We start from the raw sequence: 21,235 nt of genomic DNA on the forward strand, positions 1-21,235 counted from the left end.
ACAGACAAGAGGTGCAGCCTGAGCGAATGCCGGGCCGAGCGAAGCGAGGGTCAGGCATGAGCTCCACCACTGAGCTTCTGAAGGGTGCGGCCGAGCTGTTCCCCGGCGAGGTCGTCACCCAGGCGCACGTGCGCCACCTCGACCTCCCGGCGGGCGCCGGCAGGTTCGCGCTGATCACGCTGGACAACGGCCTGGACCACACCAAGCCGACCACCTTCGGACCGCAGTCGCTGGCGAACCTGAACGCCGCCATCGACCAGGTCGAGAAGGAGGCCGCCGAGGGCGCGATCACCGGTATCGGTGTCACCGGCAAGCCGTTCATCTTCGCGGTCGGCGCCGACCTCAAGGGCGTCGAGCTCCTGAAGGAGCACAAGGACGCGCTGGCCATCGGCAAGGGCGGCCACGACGTCTTCCGTCGGCTCTCCGGTCTCGCGGTCCCGACGTTCGCGTACTACAACGGCGCTGCCATGGGCGGCGGTGTCGAGGTCGGTCTGCACTGCTCGTACCGCACCGTCACCAAGGCGCTCCCCGCCTTCTCGCTGCCCGAGGTCTTCCTCGGCCTGGTCCCCGGCTGGGGCGGCTGCGCGCTGCTTCCCAACCTGATCGGCGCCGACCGCGCGGTCTCGGTGATCATCGAGAACTCGCTGAACCAGAACCGTCAGCTCAAGGGCAAGCAGGTCTTCGAGCTCGGGATCGCCGACGCGCTCTTCGACGGCGCCGACTTCCTGGAGCAGTCGCTGATCTGGACCGCGTCCGTGCTCAACGGCACGGTCACGGTGGAGCGCCCGGACGTGGACCGCGGTGACGCCTGGGACCAGGCCGTCGCGCGCGGCAGGGCCATCGCCGACTCCAAGGTGCACGGGGCGGCCCCGGCCGCGTACCGCGCGCTGGACATCATCGCCGCGGCCAAGGACGGCGACCTGAGCGCCGGCTTCGACGCCGAGGACCAGGCCCTCGCGGACCTGATCATGGGCGGCGAGCTGCGCTCCGGCATCTACGCCTTCAACCTGGTCCAGAAGCGCGCCAAGCGCCCGGCCGGTGCCCCGGACAAGGCGCTGGCCCGTCCGGTCACCAAGGTCGGCGTGGTGGGTGCGGGTCTCATGGCCAGCCAGCTCGCCCTTCTGTTCCTCCGCCGCCTCGAGGTCCCGGTCGTCCTCACGGACATCGACCAGGCGCGGGTCGACAAGGGTGTGGGCTATGTCCACGCCGAGATCGAGAAGCTGCTCGGCAAGGGCCGCATCAACCAGGACAAGGCCAACCGTCTCAAGGGCCTGGTCTCCGGTGTGCTGGACAAGGCGGAGGGCTTCTCCGACGCCGACTTCATCATCGAGGCCGTCTTCGAGGAGATCGGCGTCAAGCAGCAGGTGTTCGCGGAGGTCGAGGCGGTCGCCCCGGCGCACGCGATCCTCGCCACCAACACCTCGTCCCTCTCGGTCACCGAGATGGCGTCGAAGCTGAAGAACCCCGAGCGGGTCGTCGGCTTCCACTTCTTCAACCCGGTCGCGATCCTGCCGCTGCTGGAGATCGTCCGCGGCGAGCAGACCGACGACGCCTCGCTGGCCACGGCCTTCGGTGTCGCGCGGAAGCTGAAGAAGACCGCGGTGCTGGTGAAGGACGCCCCGGCGTTCGTCGTCAACCGCATCCTGACCCGCTTCATGGGCGAGATCCAGAACGTCATCGACGAGGGCACCCCGGTCGCCGTCGCCGAGAAGGCCGTCGAGCCCCTCGGTCTGCCGATGTCCCCGCTGGTCCTCCTGGAGCTGGTCGGCCCGGCCATCGGCCTCCACGTCTCCGAGACCCTGAACCGCGCCTTCCCGGAGCGCTTCACGGTCTCCGAGAACCTCGCGGCGGTCGTGAAGGCCGGCAAGCGCGGCTTCTACGTCCACTCCGCCGAGAATCCAGCCAAGCCGGAGCTGGACCCGGAGGTCGCCGCACTCCTCAAGCAGGGCGATGTCGTCCTGACCGAGGAGCAGGCCCGTGACCGCGTCCTGGACGCGGTGGCGCAGGAGATCGGCCTGATGCTGGACGAGGGCGTCGTCGCCGAGGCCCAGGACATCGACCTCTGCCTGATCACCGGCGCGGGCTGGCCCTTCCACCTGGGCGGCATCACGCCGTACCTGGACCGGGCGGGCATCTCGGAGCGCGTCAACGGCAAGAAGTTCCTGGCACCGGGCGTGGCGAGCGTTCCCGCGTAACGTCCGCGAACGATCGACGAAGGGTACGGCTCGGCGACGAGTCGTACCCTTCGCTCGTGCCCGGGTCGTCCGGTCTCGGCGGGGTGGTGACAGAATGCCGGATCTCACCCCAGATGAGGTGGACGGTGTGCCGTCCCCGGGCAGAACGGCATTCACACGCAGCATGGCGGGCTTCAGGAGCCACATCGGCCGCAGAGCCGTCCTCTTCGCGGGCGGTGGCGCGGTGATCGCCGCCGTGGGTGGTGTATCGGCCCGCGTGAGCGGGCCGGACGACGGCAGGCCCGCCGGTACGGTCGGGCTGTTCGCCGTCGACGAGGCAGCGGAGCTGCTGCCACCGAGCCCGCTGCGCACCGTCAACGGGCCTCAGTCGATCGCCTTCGACGACGAGCGCGGCCACGTGTACGCGCTCCAGGTCATGCCGGGCGGGCTCCGGCTGCCCGACGAGAAGGAGCCCCGGTCCGGACGGGAACGGCGACTGGCAGGCGATATGTGCGTCTCGGTCCTGTCCCTCTCCGGGGCCGCCGCCGGGCACATGTATCTCCGGGGATTCGGCCACGGCATCTCGATGGGCGTGGAGCCGTCCGGCGCTGACGTGCTGCTCTGGGTGGAGTCCGACGTGGACGAGCGGACCGGCTACGGACGCGCCGTCGCGCGGGTCCCTTTCCGCGACGGGGCCGTACTCGACAGTTCGTCGCCCGCGGTACGGCATCACCGGCCCCTGCCCAGCAGCCACCAGCTCCATCCAGCCGTCGACCTGGCGGGCCGTCATGTCCTGGTGAGCCACTGGTCCGGGGACGCGCACCACTACGCGGTCTACCGGATGGACGACTTCCTCGACGGGCGGTACGAACCACTGCACACCGTCGCCGATGTCGCGCTGCGGGACGGTGAGTGGGTCCAGGGGTGCGCACTGCACGGGGACCACATCTACCAGCTGACCGGCAAGGGCTACACGGACGAGGCCGGCTCCAACCCTCCGTCGGCCGGGGGCGACACCTTCGTGTCGGCGATCGAGGTGAGGACCGGCAGGGTCGCGGGCCGCCGCAAGGTGACCGTGGCCCCGGAGCTGCACTTCCGTGAACCCGAGGGCATCGCCGTGCGGACGGCACCGGAACCGCGGCTCTGCATGGGCTTCTCGGTCAAGACACCCGAGCGGCGGGACCTCGCGGTCTACGCGTGTCCGGTCAGGGCCCGCCGCGACCGGACCGGCGATGATCACCGAGGGTGAGACTTGTCGCCCATCCGATCACACAGCGGCCCTCTGTTTCATAACTGTTCGGTATCCAGACCCCGTTTGTTCGACTTTTAACCCTTGAAAGTTCTCGAACGATGCACCAAGTGTCTAAAGTTTGACCGGATGCTTCACAAGTTCCTTACGCACCGTCCGCACCTCGGTCATCTCGCGGAACGGCCCCCCACTGTGACGTGCGGCAGTCCCTGTTCCTGGCTGGCACCGAAGCCAGACGCCGCACACGATCATTTGAAGGAGGGGTCGGCCGTCCATGGGCAAGCCACAACGTCAGGCCGCGCTGGGGGTCCTGATCACAGCTGCTCTGGTGCTCAGCTTCGTCGCAATGATGGCAGCGGTCGTGATGGTTTCACTCCCCGTCTTCGCCTGCGCCGCAGCCATCAGCTACCTGGCTGACCTGCTCCTGCACACGGCCGAGTCCTCGACCCTGGACCGGCTGAGAGACTCCCGCTTCGGACTCACCATCCGCTTCCTGATCCGGCAGTTCCTGCTGCTGGCCCTCTGCGGCGCCATCATCGACCTCGACTCGTTCGTCGTCCAGATGACGTCGGTGGGGCTGCTGCTCCTCTTCACCCTGCAGCTCGTCTACGGAGCTCTGATCAAGCGGGTCAAGTCCGAACGCGCGGCGCTGCCGTTCACGACACGCGGACTGGATCTCGAAGCGCTGGGCATCCGCCGCCTGCCGCACCCGTTCCTGACCAGCAGGCATGTCCGCAAGATGCTGCACCTGGACATCCCGCTGGTCGCCGGTGCGATCGGCACCATCGCCACGGACAACTGGAAGTACGTGACCTTCGGCGGGATCGCCACGGTCTGGTTCGCCTTCCTGGCCGTACTCGTCCTCCTGCCGGGTGCCCGGAACGCGCTGGTCCTGCCCACCCCCGACGAAGCCATCGACGAGCTGAACTGGCAGCTCGGGCAGTACCGGCCCCAGGTCGCGCTGTACTTCACCTTCGCCGCCGTCTCCCGGGACTTCATGTACCAGGTGAACATGTGGCTGGAGTCGCTGGAGTCGCTGGACCTGCGCCCCATCATCGTGCTGCGCGAACGGGCCACGCTGCGCTTCCTGGACGCCACGTCCGTGCCGGTCATCTGCGTCCCGAAGGCCGAGTACCTGGCCCGCGTCGAGATGCCCGAGCTCCGGGTCACGCTCTACCCCGGCAACGCCGGAAAGAACGTGCACATGCTCCAGCGGCACGAGGTCAAGCACGTCTTCATCGGTCACGGCGACAGCGACAAGCTCGCCAGCAGCAACCGCGTCAGCAAGGTGTTCGACGAGATCTGGGTGGCGGGACGCGCCGGACGCGACCGCTACGAGCGCATCAAGCACGCGGTGACCACCCATCAGATCGTCGAGGTCGGCCGGCCGCAGCTGATGCCCCTGCGTCGCTGGACGGGCTCGGTCGACAATGAGATACCCACCGTCATCTACGCCCCCACCTGGGAAGGCTGGACGGACGACGCCTGCTACACCTCCGTCATCCCGGCCGGCGAGCACCTCATCCGTACGCTGCTCTCGTACGAGCGCCAGCTGCGGATCATCTACAAGCCCCACCCGCTGACCGGCACCCGCTCCCCCGCCGCGGCGGCCGCGCACCGGCGCATCATCTCGCTCCTCCAGGAAGACAACGCCCGCCGGTTCGGACGCAAGATCCTCGACTCGAAGACCGCGGCCCGCCGACTGGCACGTATCGACAAGCGCCTCGCCGCGCTCCAGGAGCGCGGTGTCCGCTCCAAGTACCCGGACCTGACCGAGGACGAGCGGACCACCCGTATCCGTAAGTTCCGTGACCAGGCCGGCACGCTCTACTGGGACTCGCTGCCCGTCGACGCGCACCACGTGGTGACCGACAAGGTGCCCACGCTGTACGACTGCTTCAACCACTCGGACCTTCTCATCGGCGACATGTCGAGCGTGGTCTCGGACTTCGTGGCGACCCGCAAGCCGTACGCCATCTTCAATCTCGACGGTCTCCCTGACGCGGACTTCCGCAACGAGCAGCGCACGGCGTACGCGTCGTATCTGCTCGACTCCGAGTGCAACGGTCTGGAGATGGCCCTCACCGCCATGCTCTCCGTGGACCAGGACGTGATGGCCCCGTACCGGGAGCAGCTCAAGGAATACCTGCTGGGGCCGGACAGTCCGCCGTCGACCGTCCGCTTCGCCGAGGCCGCGAACAATCTCTACCTTCGCGGACTGCAGGACTTCCCCGTCGAGTACCCGGACCAGCCGGACTTTCCCGGCCAGCAGCCGCGTCAGCCCGCCTGACCGCAGCCGGCCGCTGCGCACAACGAGGCTCTCCGGACCCGTCCGGACCTCTCGCTCATCCTCACCCTCAGCAGGAAGCAGGAACGTCTTGACCACGCGCGCCACCCGTCGCCGTACTGTCGCAGTTGTCCTCGCCGGTGGCACCGGGCAGCGCATCGGGCTCGCCATCCCCAAGCAGCTCATCAAGATCGCGGGGAAGCCCATCCTGGAGCACACCCTGCGCATCTTCGAGACCGCTCCGGACATCGACGACGTCATCGTGCTGATGACGCCGACTCATGTGGCCGAGGCCGAGAAGATCGTCGCCGGGGCCGGACTGCGCAAGGTGTCGGTGGTACTGGCCGGGGGCAGCACCCGCAGCGAGACGACGAACATCGCGATACGGGCGGTGTCCGAGCGGCTCGGCGACGACGAGGACTGCAATCTGCTGTTCCACGACGCCGTGCGTCCGTTGCTGTCCCAGCGGGTGGTGAAGGAATGCGTGGCCGCGCTGGACCGCTACCGTGCCGTCGACGTGGCCATCCCGTCGGCCGACACCGTCATCGTCACCAGGACGCACGGGGACGACGGCGAGTTCATCACCGAGGTGCCCGACCGCGCCAGGCTCCGGCGGGGACAGACCCCTCAGGGGTTCCGGCTCTCCACCATCCGCGCGGCGTACGAACAGGCCGCCGCAGACCCGTTCTTCCAGGCGACCGACGACTGCTCGGTCGTCGTGAAGTACCTGCCCGACGTGCCCGTCCACGTGGTGACGGGCGACGAGTACAACATGAAGGTCACCCAGCCCGTCGACGTCTTCATCGCCGACAAGCTGTTCCAGCTGGCCTCCACGACGGCTCCGGCGCACAGCGGCGAGGAGTTCTACCGGGACCGGCTGGCGGGCAGGACCATGCTCGTGTTCGGCGGCTCGTACGGAATCGGCGGCGACATCGCCCGGATAGCGGAGGAGTACGGGGCGCGCGTCTACGCGCTCGGACGCTCCACGACCGGCACCCATGTCGAGAACCCCGACCATGTGGACGAGGCCTTCGCCAGGGCGTACGCCGAGACGGGCCGGATCGACTTCGTCGTCAACACGGCGGGCGTGCTCCGGATCGGCCGGCTGGACCAGGCCGACAACGCCACGGTCCGCGAGGCGATGGAGGTCAACTACCTCGCACCGGTGAACATTGCCCGTACCTCGTACAAGTACCTCGCGGAGACCAGCGGGCAGTTGCTGCTCTTCACGTCCAGCAGCTACACCCGCGGACGCGCCGAGTACAGCCTGTACTCCTCCACCAAGGCCGCCATGGTGAACCTCACCCAGGCGCTGTCCGACGAGTGGGCCGAGGACGGCATCCGCGTCAACTGCGTGAATCCGGAGCGCACCGCGACCCCGATGCGGACCAAGGCGTTCGGGCAGGAGCCCAGTGGATCGCTGCTCTCCTCGGAAGAGGTCGCGCGCAGCTCGCTCGACGTGCTCCTCTCCGCGATGACGGGTCATGTGATCGACGTACGGCGACAGGACCCGACGTCTGCACCCGACTCGGCCTTCGAATCGGCGCTCTCGCAGATCCTGAATCACTCCGAGAATCAGCCCATCTGAGCCGGGCCTCACGGCCACTGATCCAGGGGAACCCTGTGAAGATCGCATTCCTGATGTACAGCGCGTACGGGCAGGCCGGTACATCCGTCGCCACACAGACCCTCGCCAACTCCCTCGCCGCCCGGCAGCACGAGGTCGAGTTGGTGAGCGTCTTCCAGTACCACGACGTCCCGCCGCTCCGGTTCGATCCGAGCATCACGCTGCGCACGCTCGTCGACACCCGCGACGGCTCGCCGGATCTCGGCCATCCGCTGCACGCGGTCGCCACGGAGTACTGCCCCGGTGCCGGGTTCAAGCCCGACGACAAGAACCGCTACAGCCGGCTCATGGACGAGCGTGCCGCCGGCTATCTCAAGAGCACCGACGCCGACGTCGTCATCGCGACGGCGCCCAGCACCATCGCGCTCGTGACCACCCTGGGCACCGGGAAGTACATCACCCTGGGCCAGGCACACACGCACTACCACCACCAGAGCGCGGCTTCACGAAAGATGCTGGACGAGGCCATCCCGCAGCTGGACGGTTTCGTGACGGTGACCGCGAAGGACGCCCAGACGCACCGGGACGCGTACGGTGCGGTCGGGACCGACTTCCATGCCATTCCCAACGCGGTCACCAGCACGTTCATGCGGTCCGATGTCCGCGAGTCGCGGATCGTCACCTCATCGGGGCGCATGGTCGACTGGAAGCGGTTCGACCTCCTCGTCAACGCCTTCGCACAGCTCGGCAGGAAGTATCCCGACTGGACACTGCGCGTCTACGGAAGCGGTGTGGAGAAGCCGAAGCTCCGCAAGCTCATCGACGACCTGGGCGCGAACGAGCGCATCCTCCTCATGGGGCACACGCAGCACCTTCGTGAGGAGCTGGCCAAGTCGGCGCTGCACACCTCGACCTCGACGGACGAGACGTTCGGTCTGACGATCGTGGAAGCCATGACCTGTGGGGTCCCGGTGCTCAGCACCGCCGGCCCGCACGGTCCTTCCGAGATCATTACCGACGGAGTGGACGGGGCGCTGTCTCCCGTGGGCGATGTCGACGCGTTCGCCAAGAACCTCGACTGGCTCATGGGAGACGCCGATACGCGGGCGCAGCTCGGCGCGAACGCGGTCGAGAAGGCCCGTAACTACAGCAACGAGGCCCAGGCCCAGACATACGAGGCGTACCTCTCCAGGCTGCTCACGGCGCGCGACTACCGCCCCGAGGCGCTGTGCCGCGCAACGTCCGCGGGCGACCTCGAATTCGTCGTCGACCCCAGCCGTGCGCCCGGCAGCCGGTTCACCGTCCTGTGCGTGAACGCGGCGGACGGACGGCAGGCGCTGATGGCGGGCCCGGCGGAGCAGACGGCCAACGGGCACTACGTGGCGATCCCGGCGCAGCTCCGGCTCGCACCAGGGACCTGGAACGTCCTCCTGCGCCGCGAGGACGACGGGGTGATGCGCCGGGTGAAGGTCAAGGAGCTCCAGCAGTCCGCGAATTCGCTCATCTCCACCCCGGCCCACTCGACTCCGGTGCGCTTCAGGTCCTTCACCCGTTCCCCGAACGGCGGTTACCTCCAGATCGTCTCCCGCGAGTTCCCCGCGCACGCGGAGGTCCTCGGTATCGAGTCGGCCGGATCGCATCTGAACGTGCAGATCTTCGCCCTGGGCGTCGCTGCCGCCCAGGGCGGCCCGCAGGTCGATGTCACCGGGCAGGGTGCCCACGTCATCGCGCAGAGCCGCAAGAACAAGGAGTCGTTCTTCACGATCCCCTGCGCGTTCTCCAACGGCGGCGCCAGTTTCACCTTCGATCTCCAGCAGTACGCCGACAGGATGATCGAGCTCGACACCATCTGGGATCTCTCCCTGAGCATTCCGGGGAATCTGACGGTCTCGGGCACGGCGCACCGGCTGCGGATCGGCCGTTTCGGCGACGACATCGTGCAGCGCAAGCCCGTCAACGTGTTCCCGAAGCGGAACGTCGCCACCCCGCAGGGCCGGTCGGTGAGCTTCCACCCGTACTACACGGACAGCAACTACCTGTCGGTCGGGCTGAAGCTCCTCACCTGAGCCCGCACGGCGGAACCGGACACACGAACGGCGGGAGAGCCCCAGGGGCCCTCCCGCCGTCGTCGGTTCACACGCGTACGGAGGGCTCCAGCGCCAGACCGGGCTCGCGGTTCTGGCGTGCGATGTGCAGGGCACCGTCGTCGCCGATCACAGCGAGCACCACCCGCCCGTACGCGTCGTGCGCCAGCGCGGGACCGCCCGCGCAGTGCTCGCCGGTGGGCGACCACCACACGCCGCCGCCCTCGTTCTCCGTACCGCAGGCCGTCAGCATGACCTGGCCGTCGTGTCCCCGGTGGGCCAGCACCGTGCAGTCGTAGCCGTCCAGCACGGCGCGCAGGGCGGCCACCGGGACGTTCGACGCCGATCCACCCAGCGGAATGGCCCAGGTGCCCGGACGGTACGCCACGACGCCCCCTGTGGCCTCGTCCATCCAGTAGTACGTCACCCGCTCCTGCGCGGTCTCCAGCGCGACGGCGCTGCCCGGGGTGTGCCCGAAGGGAATGTCCTGGTCACGGTGGAAGGCACCGTCGGGCTCGCTCTGGCTCCAGCGCATCGCCAGCCCCTCGCCGGGGGCCACCACCTCGACGCGGCCGGACGTGGTGACGGCCACGGCCGCTCCGTCCCTGAGCCGCCCGACCTTCAGGTCCTGCCACCCCTGCCACTTGCCGCCCGCCGTCTCGCGCCGCAGGACGAGACTGCCGTTGGCGTTCCGTACGACGACGTGGAGCGTTCCCGACGCACCCACCGCGGCTGTCGGTACGCCGAAGCGCACCGCCTTCTCGGGCTCTTTGTGCTGGTTGCCGAAGGAACGCCACTCGGTGACGGGGCGGCCGGACTGGAACTGTGTGGCGCTCACCAGGTCGACGGCGGAACCGTCGTCCTTGGGTACGGCGCGGCGGCCGACGAAGTGCACGAAGCCGTCGGCACCCTGAGCCACCGACAGATGGGTCAGATGCGGCACCGGAATGAGCTCGGGGCCGGTCCACCGGGGCCCGCCCGGGTGCTCCTCCGTCCAGCGGAGAAGCCCCTGTGCGGCGATCCCGTAGGCGGTGAGCCTGCCGTCCTTGCCGAGGACGAGCCACCGGCCGCCGGCCGTCGCCCGGGCCGCGTGATGTGTGCGTGCGTCGTGGTCTTCGGCACCCGGAAGGGGGGCCCCTCTCCGGGCAGCGCGCTTGGATCTGACCGGCATGACGTGAGGTCGTCCTTCCCAGAAGTTCCTCGGCCCCGCTCCGGACAACGCCTTGGCGTTGCGGCATGCGGCAGGCCGAACTCACCCATCATAGAATCTGCGTTCGGCCGGGGGATCAGCGCTCCCCCAGCGCGGCGACGTGGTCGCAGAATCCAAGCCGGCATCACGACATGGATAACAATCGGATGCCGGAAACGAAGATTGCGCGAAAAATTACACAACATTCGAAAATATGTCTATAGTGCACGCTCAGCCCCCCACATGCGTGGACCGGCCCCACCCGAGTCCCCCACTCCACCCCGCCCTTCCGGGCCACGAGAACAAGGGACTTGAGCAGGATGAGCCACGACGCCATGCCCCCGGGCCCGCGCGCCTCACGGCGAGGGGACCGCGCCACGCGAGGACGCAAGAAGGACCGCAAGCCCCGTCGCGGCCTCAAGATCGCCCTCGGGATCTTCCTCGTGCTCCTGCTCGCCGGCGGCGGCACCCTCTACTGGATGTACAGCAGCCTCGACGGCAACATCAAGGCCGTCGACATCAACAAGGCTCTCGGTGAGGACCGTCCCGAGAAGCTTCCGACGACGGGTCAGAACCTGCTCGTTCTGGGTTCGGACTCGCGGGCCGGTTCCGAGAACAAGGAGCTGGGTGGGGGCGGCAACGTCAGCGGAGCGCGGTCCGACACCGCGATGGTGGTGCACATACCCGAGGGCCGTACGAAGGCCGTCGCCGTGTCCATCCCGCGCGACACCCTGGTGACCCGGCCCGAGTGCACCAAGTCCGACGGTTCGACGATGTCCTCCGCGAACCGCGTGATGTTCAACTCCGTGTACTCGCTGGCCGGTCCGGCCTGTGTGGTCAAGACCGTCGAGAAGATGTCCGGCGTCCGGATCGACCACTATCTGGAGATCAACTTCGCCGGGTTCAAGGACCTGGTCGACGCCATCGGAGGCGTCACGGTCGATGTCCCCCAGGACATCAACGACAAGGCGTCCGGGCTGAACCTCACCGCCGGTCCGCACAAGCTCAACGGCACCGAGTCGCTCGCCTACGTCCGTACGCGGCACGGCATCGGTGACGGCAGCGACCTCGGGCGCATCGGGCTCCAGCAGCAGTTCATGATGGCGCTGCTGAGCGAGATCAAGTCGCAGGACCTGCTGGGCAGCCCGACGACGACGTACAAGATCGCCAGTTCCGCCACCAAGTCGCTGACGACCGACGAGGGGCTCGCCTCGCTCAAGTCGCTCAGCGACTTCGCGCGTTCGATGAACGGCGTCGACCCGTCGTCGATGGAAACGATCATGCTGCCGGTCGCGTACGACAAGCAGGACCCCAACCGGGTCGTGGCGTCCGAGCCGCAGGCCGGCACGCTCTGGAAGGCGATCCGCGCGGACACGACGATTCCGGAGTCCGCGAAGAAGTCCCCCGCCACCGGCGGCTGACGGACCGTGGGCGGCGTCGGCCCGTGGCACTCTGCCGGGATGCCGACCGAGAAGACGCCGACCGAAGAGACGCCGACCGGGAAGTCGCTGCCGCTGGTGATCGTCGACGCCGCCAATGTGGTGGGGTCGGTCAGGGGGCACCTCCCACGCCGAAGACTGTGGGGGCGGCTGGTGGCGGAACCGGCAAGGGGCGGCCGAGCGGCTGCGGGACTCGTCTCGTCCCGTACGCCGCGGACGGCCTGACCTCGGTCCCCGGCCCCGTCGAGCTGGTGCTGGTCGTCGAAGGGGCGGCGCGGGGCGTCGGTCCGGTGCCCGGGGTACGGGTGGAGACGGCGCCCGGCAGCGGAGACGACCTGATCGCCGGACTTGTAGCGACGGAGGCGGCCCGGACACCGGGCCGCCTCTGTGTCGTGGTCACGGCGGACCGGGGGCTGCGGCAGCGGGCCGAGGCGCACGGGGCGCGGTGCGTGGGGCCGCGTACGGTACGCCCCACGCCACCGCCGCGGCTCAACTGACCGGCTTGCGCTCCCCGTTGTCGTTCACGCGACTGTGCTTCTGCCCGTACACGAAGTAGATGGCGATACCGATCACCATCCAGACCCCGAACCGCACCCAGGTCTCGGCCGGCAGGTTGAGCATCAGCCAGACCGAGGCGGCCACCGAGAGAATCGGGATGAACGGGACCCAGGGGGTGCGGAAGGCGCGGTGCAGATCGGGCCGGGTGCGGCGCAGGACGATCACGCCCAGCGCGACGACGACGAACGCGAAGAGCGTGCCGATGTTCACCAGCGTCGCCAGTTCGTTGATGCTCGTGAAGCCCGCGATGATCGCGATGATCACCCCGAGCAGGATGGTCGGCCGGTACGGCGTGCCGAACCGCGGGTGCGTCACGGAGAAGAACCGCGGAAGCAGCCCGTCCCGGCTCATCGCGAAGAACACCCGGGTCTGCCCGAGCAGCAGGATCATGCAGACGGTCGTGAGGCCGACCGCGGCGCCGAAGCTGATGACACCGGCGTAGAAGGGGTGCCCGGCGGCCTTGAACGCGTCGGCGAGCGGGGCGCTCACCGACAGCTCGCTGTAGTGCTGCATGCCGGTGACGACGATGGACACGGCGACGTAGAGCACGGTGCAGATCAGGAGCGAGCCCAGGATGCCGCGCGGCATGTCCCGCTGTGGGATCTTGGTCTCCTCGGCGGCGGTGGCCACGACGTCGAAGCCGATGAAGGCGAAGAAGACGACGGAGGCGGCGGTGAAGATGCCCATGATGCCGAAGTTCGTGGGTTCGTAACCGAACATCAGCTGGACCAGCGGTGCGTCCAGGCCCGCACCGGCGGGCTGCTCCACGGCGTCGGGGATGAACGGCGAGTAGTTGTCGGTCTCGATGAAGAAGGAGCCCGCGATGATCACGATCAGGACCACCGTCACCTTGATGGCGACGACGACCGCGGTGACGCGTGCGGACAGCTTCATGCCGAGCACCAGGATGACCGTGAGCACCAGGACCAGCGCGAAGGCCAGGATGTCGAAGCCGAACCCGTCGGCCACATCGGGCCCCGAGAGTGCTTCGGGCATGGTCCAGCCGACGTTGTCCATCAGCGAGCGGACGTAGCCGGACCAGCCGACCGCCACCACGGCCGTGCCCAGCGTGAATTCCAGGATCAGGTCCCAGCCGATGGTCCAGGCGACCAGTTCGCCGAGTGAGGCGTACGAGAAGGTGTACGCGGACCCGGCCACCGGGACGGTGGAGGCGAACTCCGCGTAACAGAGCGCGGCCAGCGCGCAGACGATGCCCGCGGCGACGAAGGCGAGTGCGGTGGCGGGGCCCGCCGTCTCCTTGGCGACCTTGCCCGTGAGGACGAAGATGCCGGTGCCGATGATGACTCCGACACCGAAGACCGTCAGGTCCAGTGCCGAGAGCGATTTCCTGAGTTTGTGCTCCGGTTCCTCCGTGTCCCTGATCGACTGTTCGACCGTTTTCGTCCGGAACATTGTGCTCACCGGTCTGCCTCCGTGATCGTTCGTCTCGTCCGTCGCCGGGGCCCTCGCGATTCCCGAATCACGGCCATGATCGAGAGGGCGCGCGGCATGCGGGCGGTCGCGCGGGGCGATTCACCCGATGGGGCCCGGGAGAGCGAAGACCACTGGGCCGTACGGAGTAGACGGGAGCCCCTGGCGCCTCCGTAGGGCCCGGAACACGGGACACGTCTGCGCCCCCCGGTCCGGTGGGACCGAGGGGCGCAGACGGGTGACGCGGTGGTGCGATCAGTCGCGAGCGGGCTCCACCGAACGCGGCTCGGCGTCCCGGCTCTCGTACCGGCCGTCGAGCTTGGCCACCAGACCGGTGACCTGACGGGCGATGTCCGGGGCGGTCAGCCCGATCTCGGCCATGACCTCCTTGCGCGAGGCATGGTCGAGGAAGACCGGCGGGATACCGAAGTCCCGCAGCGGTACGTCGACGCCGGCGTCGCGCAGCGCCTGGGCGACGGCGGAGCCGACACCGCCGGCGCGGCTGTTGTCCTCGACGGTGACGACGACCCGGTGCTGCTCGGCGAGCGGGGCCATGGCCTCGTCGACGGGCTTGACCCAGCGGGGGTCGACCACCGTGGTGGAGATGCCCTGGGCCTCCAGCAGCGCGGCGATCTCCAGGCACATCGGGGCGAGCGCTCCGATGGACACCAGCAGCACGTCGGGCCGCTTGGTGCCGGCCTCGCGCAGGACGTCCATACCGCCGACCCTGCCGACGGCCGTGACCGCCGGGCCGACCGCGCCCTTGGAGAAGCGCACCACGGTGGGTGCGTCGTCGACGTCGACGGCCTCGCGCAGCTGGGCACGGACCTGGTCGGCGTCGCGCGGGGCGGCGATCCGCAGGGTCGGCACGCACTGGAGGATCGACATGTCCCACATGCCGTTGTGCGAGGCGCCGTCCGTACCGGTGACTCCGGCGCGGTCCAGGACGAAGGTGACCCCGCACTTGTGCAGGGCGACATCCATCAGGACCTGGTCGAAGGCACGGTTGAGGAAGGTCGCGTAGACCGCGAAGACCGGGTGCAGTCCGCCGGTGGCGAGGCCGGCCGCGGAAACCGCGCCGTGCTGCTCGGCGATGCCGACGTCGTAGATCCGGTCCGGGAAGGCCTCCTCGAACTTGCCGAGTCCGACCGGCTGGAGCATGGCCGCGGTGATCGCGACGATGTCCTTGCGCTCCTTGCCGAGCTTGACCATCTCCTCGCCGAAGACCGAGGTCCAGTCGAGGCCGGAGGTGGAGATCGGCAGTCCGGTGTCCGGGTGGATCTTGCCGACCGCGTGGAAGCGGTCCGCCTCGTCCTGGAGGGCCGGGGTGTAGCCGCGGCCCTTCTCCGTGAGGCAGTGGACGATGACGGGGCCGCCGAAGCGCTTGGCCCGCTGCAGCGCGGACTCCAGGGCCTCGATGTCGTGGCCGTCGATCGGTCCGACGTACTTCAGGCCGAGGTCCTCGAACATGCCCTGGGGGGCGATGAAGTCCTTGAGGCCCTTCTTGGCGCCGTGCAGAGTCTCGTACAGCGGCCTCCCGACGACGGGAGTGCGCTCCAGGAGGTCCTTGCCGCGGGCCAGGAACCGCTCGTACCCGTCCGTCGTGCGGAGGGTGGCGAGGTGGTTCGCGAGGCCGCCGATGGTCGGGGCGTACGAGCGCTCGTTGTCGTTGACGACGATGACGAGGGGGCGGTCCTTGGCGGCGGCGATGTTGTTCAGCGCCTCCCAGGCCATTCCGCCGGTGAGCGCACCGTCTCCGATGACCGCGACGACGTGGTCGTCCTTCTCCAGTACCTCATTGGCCTTGGCGAGGCCGTCGGCCCAGCCGAGCACGGTCGAGGCATGCGAGTTCTCGATGATGTCGTGCTCGGACTCGGCCCGGGAGGGGTAGCCGGAGAGGCCGCCCTTGCTCTTGAGCTTCGAGAAGTCCTGGCGGCCGGTGAGCAGCTTGTGCACATAGCTCTGGTGGCCGGTGTCGAAGAGGACCTTGTCCCGTGGCGACTCGAACACCCGGTGCAGGGCGATGGTCAGTTCGACCACACCCAGGTTGGGGCCGAGGTGGCCGCCGGTCTTGGATACCGCGTCGACGAGGAACGTACGGATCTCCCCGGCGAGCTGCTCCAGCTGCTCAAGGCTGAGCCGGTCCAGGTCGCGCGGTCCCCCGATGCGGGTCAGCAGATCCACCCGTGCCTCCTTGCGTTTGAGCTGGTCGAGCGTGCCGATCCGACGAGTCTAATGTTCCGCCCGCGTGCGCCGTCAGCGGGCGGTGCGTTCCGTGTCATGCGATCGGGTGACGTATGACATGGCACACCCGTGCACAACAGGGAAACGCGGACACGCACGAGCCCGGCACCTCGGAGGATGCCGGGCAGGTGCGTGGTCGAGCGGTCAGGCGCGACCGGCCGACTTCTGCGTCTTGCGTGTGACGGAGTCGATGACGACCGTGATGAGGAGGACGCCACCGGTGATCATGTAGTTGATCGGGGTGGCGATGCCCTCCAGGGACAGGCCGTACTGGATCGAGACGATGACCATGACGCCGAGCAGCGCGTTCCAGGTCCTGCCGCGTCCGCCGAAGAGGCTGGTGCCACCGATGACGGCCGCCGCGATGACGTTCATCAGCAGGTCGCCGGTGCCGGAGCCCTGGTTGACCGCCGCGATCTTGGAGGCCCAGAACAGACCGCCGATCGCCGCGAACGTACCCGCGATGGCGAAGACCGAGACCCGGATCGCCGTGACGTTGATGCCCGCGCGGCGGGACGCCTCGACGCTGCCGCCGAGCGCGAAGATCTTCCGGCCGTACGCCGTGCGGCGCAGGACGAAGTCCGTCGCCACCAGGACCACGAGGAAGAGGACCAGGGCCAGGGGCAGGCCCCGGTACTGGTTGAACATGATCGCGGCGGCGAAGGCGAACACCGCGAGCACGACGGTGCGCACCACGATGTCGGTGAGCGGCCGGGCCGGGATGCCCGCCGCCTCGCGGCGGCGGCTGTCCAGGAACGCGGAGAGGAAGTAGCCCACGACGGCGACCGCGGCGAGGCCGTACGCGGCCGCGACATCGGCGAAGTAGTACGTGGTGAGGTGACCGACGACGCCGTCGCCGTCCAGGTTGATCGTGCCGGTGTCGCCGAGGAGCTGGAGCATGAAGCCCAGCCAGAACAGCAGGCCGGCGAGGGTGACGGCGAAGGCGGGCGCACCTATCCGGGCGAAGAAGAAGCCGTGGATCGCGCCGATGGCCGCGCCGCTGGCGATCGCGATGACGACGGCCAGCCACTCGTTCATGCCCTGGGTGACGCTCAGCACGGCCACGAGTGCGCCGGAGACGCCGCTGACCGAGCCGACCGACAGGTCGATCTCACCGAGCAGCAGCACGAAGATGATGCCGACGGCCATCATGCCGGTGGCGACCATCGCGACGGCGATGTCGCTGAGGTTCTTCGCGGAGAGGAACTCCGAGTTCAGGCTCTGGAAGACCACGCAGATGATGACCAGGCCGATGATCACGGGGATCGAGCCGAGGTCACCCGCGCTCATCTTGCGTTTGAACTCGGTGAGGTATCCGCCGAGGCCCTGCTCGCGTACGAGGAGCCGGGGGTCGACCGCGGTGGCCGCGCCCTTGGCGGCGTCCGGGTTCACCACGGGGGCGCCGGCGGGGGCGGCCGTCTTGTCGGTCTTCACTTCTGGACCTCCGCGTTGCGCGCCGCACGTCGGGTCACGGCGTTTTCCGTGGCGCCGGTGATTGCGGAGATGATCTCTTCCTGCGAGGTGGTCTTCACGTCGAAGACCCCGTTGTTACGGCCCAGCCTGAGCACCGCCACCTTGTCGGCGACGGCCTTCACATCGGCCATGTTGTGGCTGATGAGGATGACCGCGTGGCCGCGCTCGCGCAGCCGCTCGACGAGGTCGAGGACCTGGGCGGTCTGCTCGACACCGAGGGCCGCGGTGGGCTCGTCGAGGATGACGAGCTTGGGCTCACCGAGCATCGACCGGGCGATGGCCACGGTCTGGCGCTGGCCGCCGGAGAGCGAGGCGATCGGGATACGGACGCTGGGGATGCGGATCGACAGCGTGCTGAGGAGCTCGCGGGAGCGGCGCTCCATCTCGACCTCGTTGAGCACGCCGAACTTACGGAGTTCCCGGCCGAGGTAGAGGTTGCCGACGACATCGATGTTGTCGCACAGCGCGAGGTCCTGATAGACGGTCGCGATGCCCAGATTCTGGGCGTCGTGCGGCTTGTTGATCTGGACGGCGTTGCCCTCCCACTCGATGACTCCGTCATCGATGGGGTGCACACCGGCAATCGTCTTGACCAGCGTTGATTTACCGGCGCCGTTGTCGCCGACGAGGGCGACCACCTCGCCGGCGTGGACCTCAAGCTGTACATCGGTGAGCGCCTGAACGGCACCGAATCGCTTGGAGACCCCTCGCAACGCCAACACGGGCGTAGCGGACACGTGAACCATCTCCTTCGCCGCCTGACCGGCGGGGATGCCGCGCCTGGGGGGAGGCGCGGTGGGTCGAGCAGAAGAGAAACAAGAGGGCGCAGCAGAGGCTGCGGTGAAGTGTTCCGTCCGGCGCCCCGCCCGGCAGCGGGACAGTTGGTGGGCGAGGCACCGGACAGGCTTCGTGGGCGCAAGTCGCTTGTACGTCAGCGGACTTGCGCCGGGTGGCGGCCTTCGCACCGTGCGGTCACGGTGGCCGGCCTGCCGCGCGGGTCCGGCCGGGAGCGGCCGGACCCTCGACGGACTACTTCAGGCCGAGCTTGTCGCAGGCGGCCTTGTACTTGGCCGTGCAGATCTCGTCGACCGTGTAGATGCCGTCCTTGAGGACGGTGTCCTGGATGTTGGCCTGGGTCAGCGAGACGACCGGGACCAGGACGGTGGGAACGGCCTTCTGGGTCGGGCTGTCGACCGTGGACGTGGCGATCGAGTCGAGCTTCTCGCCCTTGGCCAGCGCGACGGCCATCTCGGCGGCGGCCGCACCCTCGGGGGCGTACGGCTTGTAGACGCTCATGAACTGCTCACCGGCGACGATGCGCTGCACACCGGCGAGTTCGGCGTCCTGGCCGGTGACCGGCGGGAGCTTGGAGAGACCGGCGGCCTTGAGGGCGGTGATGATGCCGCCAGCCATGCCGTCGTTGGCGGAGTAGACGCCGACGATCTTGTCCTTGCCGAGAGCCGTGATCGCCGCCTCCATGTTGGCGTTGGCGTTCTCCGGCTTCCACTCCTTGGTGTCGTACTCCTTGCCGTACTTGACCTTGCCGTCGAGCTCGGCCTTGGCGCCCTTCTTGAAGAGGGCGGCGTTCGGGTCGGTGATCGCGCCGTTCATCATCACGATCGTGCCGCCGTCGGCCTTGTCGCCGAGGGCCTCCAGCAGAGCCTTGCCCTGGACGTGGCCGACCTCTTCGTTGTCGAAGGAGGTGTAGGCGTCGATCGGGCCCTCGGCGAGGCGGTCGAAGGCGACGACGGGGATGCCGGCGTCCTTGGCCTTCTTCACACCGCTGGCGATGGCCTTGGAGTCCACCGCGTCGATGATCAGCGCGTCGACCTTGTTGGTGATCATGGTCTCGACCTGCTGCGACTGCAGCGTGGCGTCCTGCTTGGCGTTGGCGTAGATGACCTTCGCCTTGCCACCGGTGAGCTCGCTGACCTTCTCTTCGATGAGCGGCTTGTCGAACTTCTCGTACCGGGCTGTCTGGTTCTCCGGAAGGAGCAGACCTATCTTCAGGTCGTCGCCCTTCTTCGCCGAACTGTCTTCGGTCTTGTCGCCGGACTCCTTGGCGCTGCCGCAAGCGGCAAGCGAGACAGCCATGGCGGTGGCGGCAACGGCAACGGCGGCACGACGCATACGCGTGTTCATTCTCGAACCTCCCTGACGAGGCCGCGACGTTGCGGCCGAGGTGGCTGGAAGTCAACTCGGCCGCGAGGCCGTCGTCAAGGAGTAAATTCTTAACGAGATGACAACGGTGCCATTCGTTATCTAAGTGAAGGCAGGAGCAGCCGGGGAGAGGGTGCTCTCCAAAAGGGTCGAATCGCCCATCTCGTTGAGTACGAGGGCCAGCGCGCCCAGCACTTCCGCCCGGCCGCCGAGGGCTCCCGGCAGCACCGACAGCTGCCGCGCCGCACTCGGAATGGCATACCGGGAGACCGAGTCGCGGATCGGCCCGAGCACCAGCTCCCCCGCCTCGGCGAGGGACCCGCCGAGCACCACCCGGCTCGGGTTCAGCAGGTTGCACAGGTTGGCGACTCCGCTGCCGATGTGCCGTCCGACGTCCCCGATCACCCGGCGGCAGCCCGGATCGCCCTCACGGGCCAGCTGGACCACGCGCTCCATGGTCAGATCGGGCCCGTGGCTGGGCTGGAGCAGGGGCAGGACGTACCGGGCTGCGGCGAAGGTCTCCAGGCAGCCGCGGTTGCCGCAGCGGCACACGGGGCCCGACTCGTCGAGCGTGATGTGCCCGATCTCGCCTGCCGTGCCGCCCGGGCCCCGGTAGATGGAGCCGTCGATCACCAGACCGGCGCCGACCCCGCTCGCGACCTTGATGTACGCGAGATCCTTGACCCCGCGCCCGCTCCCCCAGACCAGCTCGCCCAGCGCCCCGAGGTTGGCGTCGTTGTCGACGTACACCGGCACGCCGAGGCGTCCGGCCAGTTCCTCGCTGGGGTTGATGCCCGTCCAGCCCGGCAGGATCGAGGTGGAGCCCAGCGTGCCGGACTCCACGTCGATCGGTCCCGGCACGCCGAGCCCGACGCCGATCACCTTCTCCGGAGCGATCCCGGTGGCCTCGATCAGCCGGTTCACCAGCTGTTCCGCCCGGTCGAAGCCCTGTGCCGACGAAGCGTCGACGTCCAGCGGCTCGGACTCCTCGGCCAGCACCTGGTGGGCCAGGTTGCCCACGGCCACCCTGAGGTGCGTATGGCCGAAGTCCACGCCGACCACGATGCCCGCGTCGCCGCTGAGCGAGACGCTGCGGGCCCTGCGGCCGCCCGCCGAGGTCGGGGTGACCTCGACCGTGCCGCTGTCCTTCAGCTCGCGAACGATATTGGAGACGGTGGCCGCGGAAAGGCCGGTGCCCCTGGCGATCTCCGCCTGGGTGAGCGATCCCGCCATTCGTACGGCCCGTACGACGCGCTCAAGATTGGCCCGATGCAGAGATGTCTGCGACCCCGGAGTCTCCATCGACTCTCTCACTCCTGCCGTTTTCTCTAACATGTGAACTCTAAGCAGAGTCTTAGGGACCACCTCCCGTCAAGACCT

13 protein-coding genes and 1 pseudogene are annotated in these 21,235 nt (G+C 68.5%); 7 read left to right on the top strand and 7 right to left on the bottom strand.

The features are described 5' to 3' along the window. Nucleotides 1-56: 56 nt before the first annotated feature. The 5 genes from ACFT7S_RS01830 to ACFT7S_RS01850 all read left to right on the top strand — a co-directional run bounded on the left by ACFT7S_RS01830 (nt 57) and on the right by ACFT7S_RS01850 (nt 9,343). Complete coding sequence (locus tag ACFT7S_RS01830) at nt 57-2,195, top strand: 3-hydroxyacyl-CoA dehydrogenase NAD-binding domain-containing protein (RefSeq protein WP_382725524.1); 2,139 nt, start codon at nt 57-59, stop codon at nt 2,193-2,195. Between the two features lie 163 nt (nt 2,196-2,358). Next, nucleotides 2,359-3,423 (top strand): signaling protein, encoded by a 1,065-nt coding sequence (locus tag ACFT7S_RS01835; RefSeq protein WP_382725527.1) that lies wholly within the window; start codon nt 2,359-2,361, stop codon nt 3,421-3,423. Nucleotides 3,424-3,697: 274 nt separating this feature from the next. After that, nucleotides 3,698-5,713 (top strand): hypothetical protein, encoded by a 2,016-nt coding sequence (locus tag ACFT7S_RS01840; protein WP_382725530.1) that lies wholly within the window; start codon nt 3,698-3,700, stop codon nt 5,711-5,713. An 88-nt stretch (nt 5,714-5,801) separates the two neighbouring features. Then, nucleotides 5,802-7,298 (top strand): SDR family NAD(P)-dependent oxidoreductase, encoded by a 1,497-nt coding sequence (locus ACFT7S_RS01845; protein WP_382725533.1) that lies wholly within the window; start codon nt 5,802-5,804, stop codon nt 7,296-7,298. Nucleotides 7,299-7,333: 35 nt separating this feature from the next. Then, the gene (locus ACFT7S_RS01850; protein ID WP_382725535.1) at nt 7,334-9,343 is read left to right on the top strand and encodes a glycosyltransferase; all 2,010 of its coding nucleotides are present in this window, start codon (nt 7,334-7,336) and stop codon (nt 9,341-9,343) included. Nucleotides 9,344-9,410: 67 nt separating this feature from the next. Here ACFT7S_RS01850 and ACFT7S_RS01855 read toward each other — a convergent pair whose 3' ends face one another. Beyond that, nucleotides 9,411-10,532, bottom strand: a complete 1,122-nt coding sequence (locus ACFT7S_RS01855; RefSeq protein WP_382725538.1) for a hypothetical protein — start codon at nt 10,530-10,532, stop codon at nt 9,411-9,413. Between the two features lie 338 nt (nt 10,533-10,870). On the opposite strand from ACFT7S_RS01855, the gene ACFT7S_RS01860 reads away from it, so the two are divergent. Together ACFT7S_RS01860 and ACFT7S_RS01865 are read left to right on the top strand one after the other, a co-directional pair. Further along, nucleotides 10,871-11,971, top strand: a complete 1,101-nt coding sequence (locus ACFT7S_RS01860) for an LCP family protein (protein ID WP_382725541.1) — start codon at nt 10,871-10,873, stop codon at nt 11,969-11,971. A gap of 39 nt (nt 11,972-12,010) precedes the next feature. Continuing rightward, nucleotides 12,011-12,486: pseudogene (locus ACFT7S_RS01865) on the top strand (NTP pyrophosphohydrolase). Here the strand turns inward: ACFT7S_RS01865 and ACFT7S_RS01870 are convergent. The 6 genes from ACFT7S_RS01870 to ACFT7S_RS01895 form a co-directional block, all read right to left on the bottom strand. Beyond that, complete coding sequence (locus ACFT7S_RS01870) at nt 12,479-13,960, bottom strand: amino acid permease (RefSeq protein WP_382725897.1); 1,482 nt, start codon at nt 13,958-13,960, stop codon at nt 12,479-12,481. The pseudogene ACFT7S_RS01865 and the gene ACFT7S_RS01870 overlap by 8 nt on opposite strands. Before the next feature lie 273 nt (nt 13,961-14,233). Beyond that, nucleotides 14,234-16,162: a 1-deoxy-D-xylulose-5-phosphate synthase gene (gene dxs, locus ACFT7S_RS01875; protein ID WP_382725544.1), complete on the bottom strand. Its 1,929-nt coding sequence runs from the start codon at nt 16,160-16,162 to the stop codon at nt 14,234-14,236. Between the two features lie 204 nt (nt 16,163-16,366). Continuing rightward, the gene (locus ACFT7S_RS01880) at nt 16,367-17,656 is read right to left on the bottom strand and encodes a sugar ABC transporter permease (RefSeq protein WP_382725547.1); all 1,290 of its coding nucleotides are present in this window, start codon (nt 17,654-17,656) and stop codon (nt 16,367-16,369) included. Further along, nucleotides 17,653-18,441, bottom strand: coding sequence for an ATP-binding cassette domain-containing protein (locus ACFT7S_RS01885; protein WP_382725550.1), 789 nt, complete (start codon nt 18,439-18,441; stop codon nt 17,653-17,655). The genes ACFT7S_RS01880 and ACFT7S_RS01885 overlap by 4 nt, the downstream gene beginning before the upstream one ends. Nucleotides 18,442-18,724: 283 nt before the next feature. Next, nucleotides 18,725-19,837 (bottom strand): substrate-binding domain-containing protein, encoded by a 1,113-nt coding sequence (locus tag ACFT7S_RS01890; RefSeq protein ID WP_382725553.1) that lies wholly within the window; start codon nt 19,835-19,837, stop codon nt 18,725-18,727. Between the two features lie 120 nt (nt 19,838-19,957). Continuing rightward, a complete protein-coding gene (locus ACFT7S_RS01895; protein ID WP_382725555.1) occupies nt 19,958-21,157 on the bottom strand; it encodes an ROK family protein in 1,200 nt (399 codons plus the stop codon). Nucleotides 21,158-21,235: the final 78 nt, after the last annotated feature.

The sequence above is a fragment of the Streptomyces sp. NPDC057136 genome, from assembly GCF_042670885.1.
GTDB lineage: Bacteria > Actinomycetota > Actinomycetes > Streptomycetales > Streptomycetaceae > Streptomyces.